Here is an 8,591-nt window from a genome sequence, read left to right as displayed (position 1 = left end):
CGGCTCGGCCGACGCGCTGTACGCCGGTCTCGCCGATTATTGCGTGCCGTACGAGCGTTTCGCCGAGCTGGAACAGGCGCTGGACCGCCAGGACTGGACCACCGCGCCAGTGCAGGCACTGACCAACCTGCTGGTGTCCATGGGTTGCACCGAGTTGCCGGATGCGTCGTTCAAGGCGCTGTTCCCGGCCATCGAGCAGCATTTCGCCCACGACAGCGTCGCCGCCATTCGCCAGTCGCTGGCTGCCGAAACACGTCCCGAGTTTCGCGATTGGGCGGCCGAGACGCTCAAGACCATGGACAGCCGCTCGCCGCTGTCGATGAGCGTCACGCTGGAAATGCTCCGTCGCGGTCGCAGCTTGTCGCTGGCCGACTGCTTTGCCATGGAGCTGCACCTGGACCGCCAGTGGTTCGACGAAGGCGACATCATCGAAGGCGTTCGCGCGCTAATCGTCGATAAAGACAAGAACCCGCGCTGGAACCCGCCTACGCTGAATGAAGTGACGCCCGAGCGCGTCGCCGCATTCTTCGACGGCGTCTGATCAGGAATTGCTTATGCAAGATATCGAACTGAGCGAAGAACAACGGATGATCCGCGACATGGCGCGCGACTTCGCTCGCGCCGAAATTGCGCCGAAGGCAGAGGCCTGGGAGCAGGCCGGCTGGATCGGTGACGACACCGTGACCCAGCTCGGCGAGCTCGGCCTGCTGGGCATGATCGTGCCCGAGCAGTGGGGCGGCACTTATATCGACTACGTCGCCTATGCGCTAGCGGTCGAGGAAATTTCCGCCGGCGATGGCGCCATCGGTGCGCTGATGAGCATCCACAGCTCGGTCGGCTGCGGCCCGATCCTCAAGTACGGCACGCCGGAGCAGCAGGATGAGTGGCTGCCGGACCTGGCGGCGGGTCGCGCCATCGGCTGCTTCGCCCTGACCGAACCCCAGGCCGGTTCCGAGGCGCACAACCTGCGCACCCGCGCCGTGCTGGAGAACGGCGAATGGGTGATCAATGGCGCCAAGCAGTTCGTCAGCAACGGCAAGCGCGCCAAGATCGCGGTCGTCTTCGCCGTCACCGATCCGGAGCTGGGCAAGAAGGGGCTATCGGCGTTCCTGGTGCCCACCGACAACCCTGGTTTCGTCGTCGACCGCATGGAAAAGAAGATGGGCATCCGTGCTTCAGACACCTGTGGCGTGACCCTGCGTGACTGTCGCATCCCCGAAGCCAATCTGCTCGGCCCGCGTGGCAAGGGGCTGGCCATTGCCCTGTCGAATCTTGAAGGCGGGCGCATCGGCATCGGCGCGCAGGCGCTGGGCATTGCTCGCGCCGCATTCGAGGCGGCACTGGGTTACGCCCGCGAGCGCATCCAGTTCGACAAGCCGATCATCGAGCACCAGAGCGTGGCCAACATGCTCGCCGACATGCACACCCGTCTGAACGCCGCGCGGCTGCTGATTCTGCATGCTGCACGCCTGCGCAGCGCCAATCTGCCGTGCCTGTCCGAGGCTTCCCAGGCCAAGCTGTTCGCGTCCGAAGTTGCCGAGTACGTCTGCTCCAAAGCGATGCAGATCCATGGCGGCTACGGCTATCTCGAGGATTACCCGGTCGAGCGCTACTACCGTGACGCACGCATCACGCAGATCTACGAAGGCTCCAGCGAAATTCAGCGGCTGTTGATTGCCAGGGAGTTGAATAACTACGGGTTGTGAAACCTGCTTCGCGAGCGAGTTCGCTCCGACAAACTCGCACGGCCTTGGCTGTTGTAGGAGCCAGCTTGCTGGCGAACAGCCCCGACGACAGGAGCCAAAGTAAAAACCAACCTCGAAGCAATATCCCGAACGCCTGAGGGCGGCAGCGCGAGCCGCCATCCAACAACAATAAGAAGGATACGACGATGCTCAAAGGTACGATGCAGCAGACCCCGCTGATGATCAGCGGCATTCTGACCCATGCCGCCCTCGCCCATGGCGACCGGGAGATCGTGTCGCGGTTAGTGGACGAACCCATCTGGCGTTATGACTACGCTGGGCTGGCGCAACGCGCAGGCCAGGCAGCCACGATGTTGCGCAACCTGGGCGTCAAACCCGGCGACCTGGTCTCGTCCATGGCCTGGAATACCCATCGTCACTTCGAGCTGTTCTTTGCTGTCCCGGGCATCGGTGCTGTGCTGCACACGGCCAACCCTCGCCTGTCGGACGAGCAGATCATCTACACCCTGAATCATGCCGGCAGCGGCGTACTGCTGTTCGATCGCAGCTTTCTTGCCGTGGTCGAGCGGGTGCGGCCGCATCTGGATCGCGTCCACACCTTCATCATGCTCTCCGACGCCGAGCGCACCGAGCCGGGCGAAGTGGGTGCGCTGAGCTATGAAACCCTCATCGCCAAAGAGCAGCCAGTCACCGACTGGCCTCAGTTCGATGAAAACGCGGGCGCCATGCTCTGCTATACCTCGGGCACCACCGGCAACCCAAAAGGTGTGGTCTACAGCCACCGCTCCGTCGTCCTGCATGCCATGGCAGCGGGCCTTACCGGCGCCTTCGGTTTCTCGGCGTTCGATTGCATCATGCCCTGCTCTTCGCTCTACCACGCCACCGCGTGGGGCGTGCCGTTCACCGCGGCGATCAATGGATGCAAATTTGTGCTGCCGTGCGACAAGATGGACGGCGCCAGTCTGCAAGAGCTGATCCAGACCGAAGGCGTTACCTTCTCCGGTGGCGTTCCGACCATCTGGAACATGTATCTGGATTATCTCGAGCGCACCGGTGAAAGCACGGGCGCGCTCAAGTGCCTGGTGATAGCTGGCTCGGCTGTACCCAGGGCCTTGGCCGAGAAATTCGAGACGAAATATGGCGTCAGCGTCCGCCAGCTGTGGGGCATGACCGAGACCAGCCCACTTGGCGTGGTCGCCACACCGACACCCAAGCTTGCCGCCATGGGCGAAGCCGCTACCAACGAGGCCATCTGGACCCGCCAGGGCCGTCTGCAGTTTGGCATCGAGCTGAAGATCGTCGACGAAGCGGGCAATGAGCTGCCGCACGACGGCGTCAGTTCCGGCGCGCTTCTGGTACGCGGCCCGTGGACGGTCGAGCGCTACTTCCGCAGTGAAACCACGGCGCTGGACGCCGACGGCTGGTTCGATACCGGCGACATCGCCACACTCGACCCCAACGGCTACATGCGCATCACCGACCGCAGCAAGGACGTGATCAAGTCCGGTGGCGAGTGGATCAGTTCCATCGACATCGAGAACATTGCCGTGGCCTGTCCGGGCGTGCGCATCGCCGCGGTGGTCGGTGTTACTCACGAGAAATGGGAAGAGCGACCTATCCTGATCATCGAGCCCCATGACGGGGCCGATGTCTGCATCGAAACCGTACTCGCCCACCTTGAGCCGCAGATCGTCAAATGGTGGATGCCCGATGCCGTGATCTTCGACAGCGTTCCGCTGACCGCCACCGGCAAGATCGACAAGAAGACCCTGCGCGACCGCTATCGCAACCACCTGGTGGAGATGACCGTAAGCGCGGCAAACAGCTGACCACACGACACGGCGAACCAAGCCACAAACGCAGGATGGCTGAAACCCACCAGCAAGCAGGACCGCCACACAGTGTCAGCCATGATCCGCTGTGGCGCGGTCAGCCGCTCGATGGGTTGCACCTACCCGACGGACAACAATACGGGTGAACGAATCATCCGCCTGATTCGATGCGCTACGCCTCGGGAGTTCGATGTCGATGGATAAATCACAACCGCGCCAAGGCCCGCTGCTCGGCCTGCGCGTGCTGGAATTCGCCAGTATCGGCCCCGGCCCGCACTGCGCGATGCTGCTGGCCGACCTCGGTGCTGAGGTCATTCGTATCGAGCGCGAGGGTGGAAATGGCTGGCCCAATCCGGTGGTTGATCGTGGCCGAAAAACACTGACGGTGGATATCCGTACCGAAGCCGGGCGCGAGCGATGCCTGGCGCTAGCCGAGAACGCGGACGTATTGGTCGAAGGCTTTCGCCCCGGCGTGATGGAGCGGCTAGGGCTCGGGCCAGAGCAGGTTCATGCACGCAACCCGCGCCTGGTCTATGGGCGCATGACAGGTTGGGGCCAGACCGGCCCACTCGCAAACAGTGCCGGGCACGACATCAACTACCTCGCGATCACCGGGGCGCTAGCAGCCATCGGGGGACGGGAGGGCCCGGCGATTCCGCCGCTCAATCTAGTCGGCGACTTCGGCGGCGGCTCGTTGTATCTGGCGTTCGGCATCATGGCTGCGCTGTGGGAGCGGGAACGATCCGGTCAGGGGCAAGTGATCGACGCAGCCATTGTCGATGGCGTGTCCTCGATGATGACTTTCTTCGCCGGGCTGCTGCCCAGCGGTGCCATTTCCCTTGAGCGCGATCGCAATCTGTTATCTGGCGCGGCCCCCCACTACCGCTGCTACACCTGTGCCGATGGCCGCGATATCTCCATAGGGCCGCTGGAGCCGCAATTTCTCGCTGAACTGATGCAGCGCATCGATGCGCCCGAGTCCTTGCGTGATGGCTGCAAAGACCCGGCGCAATGGCCGGAACAGAGCGAGCGGCTCGCCGCGCTGTTCACTAGTCGTCCCCAGTCCGAGTGGTGCGCGCTACTCGAAGGAACCGACGCCTGCTTCGCCCCGGTGCTCACCCTGGAAGAAGCCGCGCAGCACCCGCACATGCAGCAACGCGGTGTTTATCGCGATCTCGACGGCGTCCTCCACGCTGCCCCCGCGCCACGCTTTTCGCGGACGCCGGGCTCGATAAGAGAGTCGGAAAAAGCGAGTGGCTGGGATTGGTAAGCCTTGGAATGAAAAGGATCTATAACCACCGGCAAAGCGACGGGACGGATTCGCGGGCGGTTCGGTAGAGCGTGATCCACCCTACGTCCGCCCGCCAGGCTGTGTATGGCGTCAAGCGGCAACGCATCGCCTGGCACCCCGACTCCGTAGGGTGGATGGCGCTTCATCCATCCACCCATGACGACGCGGGGGTTTACCTGTGGCGCGACATCAGGAGCGGCATCACGCGATGACTAGGCCTCATTCCCCAAGATTTCGTGCAATCACTAACCGCTGAATATCGCTCGTGCCTTCATAAATCTGACACACCCGCACATCCCTGTAGATGCGCTCCACCGGGAAGTCCTGCAGATAGCCATAGCCACCCAGCGTCTGGATCGCCGCCGAGCAGACTTTCTCAGCCATTTCCGAAGCGAACAATTTGGCCATGGACGCCTCGACCAATGCCGGCTGGCCGGCTTCGCGCAGCGCGGCGGCGTGTAGCACCATCTGCCGGGCCACGGCGATCTGCGTGGCCATGTCGGCCAGGCGGAAGGCGACGGCCTGATGTTCGGTGAGCGCCTTGCCGAAGGCTTCACGCTCGCGGGCGTAATCGCGGGCGGCTTCGAAGGCCGCGCGGGCCATGCCGACCGCCTGGGCGGCAATGCCGATACGGCCGCCTTCCAGATTGGCCAGGGCGATGCGGTAGCCCTCGCCCTCCTCGCCCAGGCGCTGGGATTCATGCACGCGCATGTCCTCGAACGCTAGTTGGCAGGTATCCGAGGCATGCTGGCCAAGCTTGTCCTCGACGCGCACCACCTGATAACCGGGCGTGTCGGTCGGCACGATAAAGGCGCTGATACCGCGCTTGCCGGCGTCCGGGTCGGTCACGGCGAAGACGATCACCGTACCGGCATGCTGGCCCGAGGTGATGAACTGCTTGGCGCCGTTGAGCACATAGCTGTCACCGTCACGCCGCGCACGGGTGCGCAGGCTGCTGGCGTCGGAGCCGGCATGGGGTTCGGTCAGGGCGAAGGCGCCGATCTGCGCACCGCTGGCCAGCGGCGTCAGGTAGCGCTGTTTCTGCTCCTCGTTGCCAAAGCGCAGGATCGGCACGCAGCCGACCGAGTTGTGCACGCTCATGATGGTCGAGCAGGCACCGTCCCCGGCCGCGATCTCTTCCAGCGCCAGCGCATAGGCGATATAGCCGGTCTCGCTGCCGCCCCACTGTTCGGGGCAGAGCATGCCGAAAAAGCCGAGCTCGGCCATCTCGCCGATCGCTTCAGCTGGATAGCGATGCTCGCGATCCCAATCGGCGGCGAAGGGCTTTAGGCGCTCCTGAGCGAACTGCCGGGCCATGTCGCGAATGCTGGTTTGATCTTCGTTAAGCAGCATGACGAGTCCTCAGTCGAGCAGTTCGACGGCCATGGCGGTCGCTTCGCCACCACCGATGCAGATGGCCGCGATGCCCTTGCGCAGGCCGCGGTCGCGCAGTGCAGCGATCAAGGTCACCAGAATCCGCGCACCGGACGCACCGATTGGGTGGCCCAGGGCGCAGGCGCCGCCATTGACGTTGACCTTGGCGTGATCGAGCCCCAGCTCGCGCATGGTGACCATGCTGACCACCGCAAAGGCCTCGTTGATCTCGAATAGATCGACCTCGTCGAGGCGCCAGCCAGTGCGCTCGAGCAGCTTGTGGATGGCACCGATGGGCGCGGTCGGGAACAGGTTAGGCGCGTCGGCAAACACCGCATGGCCATGAATCACGGCCTGGGGTTTCACCCCGAGCTGCTCGGCGTGGGACCGCCGCGTCAACAGCAGTGCGGCGGCACCGTCAGAGATCGAACTGGAGTTGGCCGCCGTCACGGTGCCGCCTTCACGGAATGCGGGCTTGAGCGAGGGGATCTTCTCCGGCATCGCCTTGGGCGGCTGCTCATCGTCGCGCACGGTGCGCTGTTCGCGGCCCTGGGTGACCTCCAGCGGGACGATTTCGCTGGCGAAGCGGCCACTGGAAATGGCATCACGCGCACGCTGCAGCGAGGTCAAGGCATAGGCATCTTGTTCCTCACGGCTGAAGCCATGATTCTGTGCGCAATCCTCGGCAAAGGTGCCCATCAGGCGGCCCTTGTCATAGGCGTCTTCGAGGCCGTCGAGGAACATATGGTCGAGCACCTTGCCGTGGCCCATGCGATAGCCGCCACGGGCTTTTTCCAGCAAATAAGGCGCGTTTGACATGCTTTCCATGCCGCCGGCGACGACCAGATCGACACTGCCGGCGCGCAGCGCATCGTGGGCGAGGATGGCCGCCTGCATGCCCGAGCCGCACATCTTGTTCAACGTGGTGGACGCGGTCGCTTTGCCCAGTCCGGCACCGAGCGCGGCTTGGCGCGCCGGCGCCTGGCCGAGGCCGGCCGGCAGTACACAACCCATCAACACTTCCTGTATCTGCTCGGCGGCAACACCGCTGCGTTCCATCGCCGCGCGAATCGCTGCGGCACCCAGCTCCGGCGCGCTGAGGCTTTTCAAATCACCCTGGAAGCCGCCCATGGGGGTGCGGGCCGAGCCCAGAATCACGATTGGATCGTTGTTCATCATCTGTCTCCCGATTATTTGGCGGCCATGCGCAGCGCGCCGTCGAGGCGGATAACTTCGCCGTTGAGCATGTCGTTCTCGGCGATATGGCGGACCAGCGCCGCGTATTCATTAGCGCGGCCCAGACGTGGCGGGAACGGCACACCCGCGGCGAGCGAGTCGCGCACTTCCTGAGGCATGCCGGCCATCATCGGCGTCTCGAACACCCCCGGGGCGATGGTCATGACGCGTATACCGTGGCGTGCCAGTTCACGCGCCGCCGGTAGCGTCATGGCTACCACGCCGCCCTTGGAGGCTGCATAGGCGGCCTGGCCAATCTGCCCGTCATAAGCGGCGATAGAAGCAGTATTGATGATCACGCCGCGATTGCCCTGGGCATCCGGCTCGCCACGGGCGATGGCTTCGGCAGCCAGACGCAGCATGTTGAAGCTGCCGATAAGGTTGAGGTTGATGACCTTGCTGAAGCTGGCCAGGCCGTGCGAGCCCTGGCGGCCGAGGATCTTTTCGCCGCTGGCGACGCCGGCGCAGTTGACCAGCCCGTGCAGGCCACCGAAATGCTCGACCGCGGCGTTGACTGCCGCTTGTGCCGCCGCTTCGTCGCATACATTGGTAACGACGGCGTGAGCGTTAGCACCCAGCGCCTCGCTGCGTTCGCTCAGCAGCTCGGCATTGATATCGGCGAGCACCACCTTTGCACCCGCGGCGACCAGCGTTTCGGCAGCGGCTGCGCCCAGGCCGGATGCGCCGCCGGTGATCAGGAAAACCTTGTTTTGAATATCCACAGCACGACCTCGAGACGATGATAGGCATCGCGGCACACCACTGCCGCCTCCTGCTGGGTTCATCTTCTTCAGACCGTTCTGCATGAACAATGGTCGATGCAAGCAATCGCGATGACTGGTTTGGCCAAGCCTGGCGCTAACGTTGTGGGGCTCTGTCAAGGGAAGCGCGAGGCAATCGGTTCGTCCGCCCGCAGGATAAGGCTGCGGTATTGCCCCGGATTAGTTCCGGACCATTTGCGGAACGCCTTGTAGAACGAGCTGACATCGGCAAAACCCAAGCGCTCGGCGATTTCCGCGTAGGTGATCGAGGCGTCTGCCAGCCACAGTGTCGCCATTTCCTGACGCACCTGGTCCTTGATCGCCTGGTACGTCTGCCCGGCATCAGCCAGCCGTCGGCGCAGGGTCGAGGCTGATACGCACAATGTCTGCG

The 8,591-nt window shown here is 63.8% G+C and carries 8 protein-coding genes; 4 read left to right on the top strand and 4 right to left on the bottom strand.

Annotated elements, in window-relative coordinates; genetic code table 11:
- The 4 genes from PSTU_RS20405 to PSTU_RS0103515 all read left to right on the top strand — a co-directional run.
- The coding region (locus tag PSTU_RS20405; RefSeq protein WP_019339661.1) for an enoyl-CoA hydratase/isomerase family protein at positions 1-541 on the top strand (541 nt) is incomplete at its 5' end.
- Between the two features lie 13 nt (positions 542-554).
- Entirely contained in the window at positions 555-1,706 is a 1,152-nt protein-coding gene (locus tag PSTU_RS0103525) for an acyl-CoA dehydrogenase family protein (protein ID WP_019339660.1), read from the top strand.
- Positions 1,707-1,891: 185 nt separating this feature from the next.
- Positions 1,892-3,535 (top strand): long-chain-fatty-acid--CoA ligase, encoded by a 1,644-nt coding sequence (locus PSTU_RS0103520; RefSeq protein ID WP_019339659.1) that lies wholly within the window; start codon positions 1,892-1,894, stop codon positions 3,533-3,535.
- Positions 3,536-3,734: 199 nt separating this feature from the next.
- Positions 3,735-4,808, top strand: a complete 1,074-nt coding sequence (locus PSTU_RS0103515) for a CaiB/BaiF CoA transferase family protein (protein WP_019339658.1) — start codon at positions 3,735-3,737, stop codon at positions 4,806-4,808.
- A gap of 240 nt (positions 4,809-5,048) precedes the next feature.
- Here the strand turns inward: PSTU_RS0103515 and PSTU_RS0103510 are convergent, their stop codons facing one another.
- From PSTU_RS0103510 to PSTU_RS20400, 4 genes are all read right to left on the bottom strand, one after another.
- Positions 5,049-6,182, bottom strand: a complete 1,134-nt coding sequence (locus tag PSTU_RS0103510; RefSeq protein WP_019339657.1) for an acyl-CoA dehydrogenase — start codon at positions 6,180-6,182, stop codon at positions 5,049-5,051.
- A 9-nt stretch (positions 6,183-6,191) separates the two neighbouring features.
- A complete protein-coding gene (locus PSTU_RS0103505) occupies positions 6,192-7,379 on the bottom strand; it encodes an acetyl-CoA C-acyltransferase (protein WP_019339656.1) in 1,188 nt (395 codons plus the stop codon).
- 14 nt (positions 7,380-7,393) lie between these two features.
- The gene (locus tag PSTU_RS0103500) at positions 7,394-8,161 is read right to left on the bottom strand and encodes an SDR family NAD(P)-dependent oxidoreductase (protein WP_019339655.1); all 768 of its coding nucleotides are present in this window, start codon (positions 8,159-8,161) and stop codon (positions 7,394-7,396) included.
- 155 nt (positions 8,162-8,316) lie between these two features.
- Positions 8,317-8,591: helix-turn-helix transcriptional regulator (locus PSTU_RS20400; RefSeq protein WP_036992620.1), on the bottom strand; the 275-nt coding region annotated here is incomplete at its 5' end.

The sequence above is a fragment of the Stutzerimonas stutzeri SDM-LAC genome, assembly GCF_000235745.1.
Lineage (GTDB): Bacteria > Pseudomonadota > Gammaproteobacteria > Pseudomonadales > Pseudomonadaceae > Stutzerimonas > Stutzerimonas stutzeri_H.
The sequence above is the reverse complement of the archived record's forward strand: the minus strand, read 5'-3'. Positions and strand labels throughout refer to the sequence as shown.

Bases quoted from the DNA above. Each gene is read 5' to 3' on its own strand.
- PSTU_RS0103525 (WP_019339660.1), top strand. From the start codon at position 555: ATGCAAGATATCGAACTGAGCGAAGAACAACGGATGATCCGCGACATG.
- PSTU_RS0103510 (WP_019339657.1), bottom strand. From the start codon at position 6,182: ATGCTGCTTAACGAAGATCAAACCAGCATTCGCGACATGGCCCGGCAG.
- PSTU_RS0103515 (WP_019339658.1), top strand. From the start codon at position 3,735: ATGGATAAATCACAACCGCGCCAAGGCCCGCTGCTCGGCCTGCGCGTG.
- PSTU_RS0103505 (WP_019339656.1), bottom strand. From the start codon at position 7,379: ATGAACAACGATCCAATCGTGATTCTGGGCTCGGCCCGCACCCCCATG.
- PSTU_RS0103520 (WP_019339659.1), top strand. From the start codon at position 1,892: ATGCTCAAAGGTACGATGCAGCAGACCCCGCTGATGATCAGCGGCATT.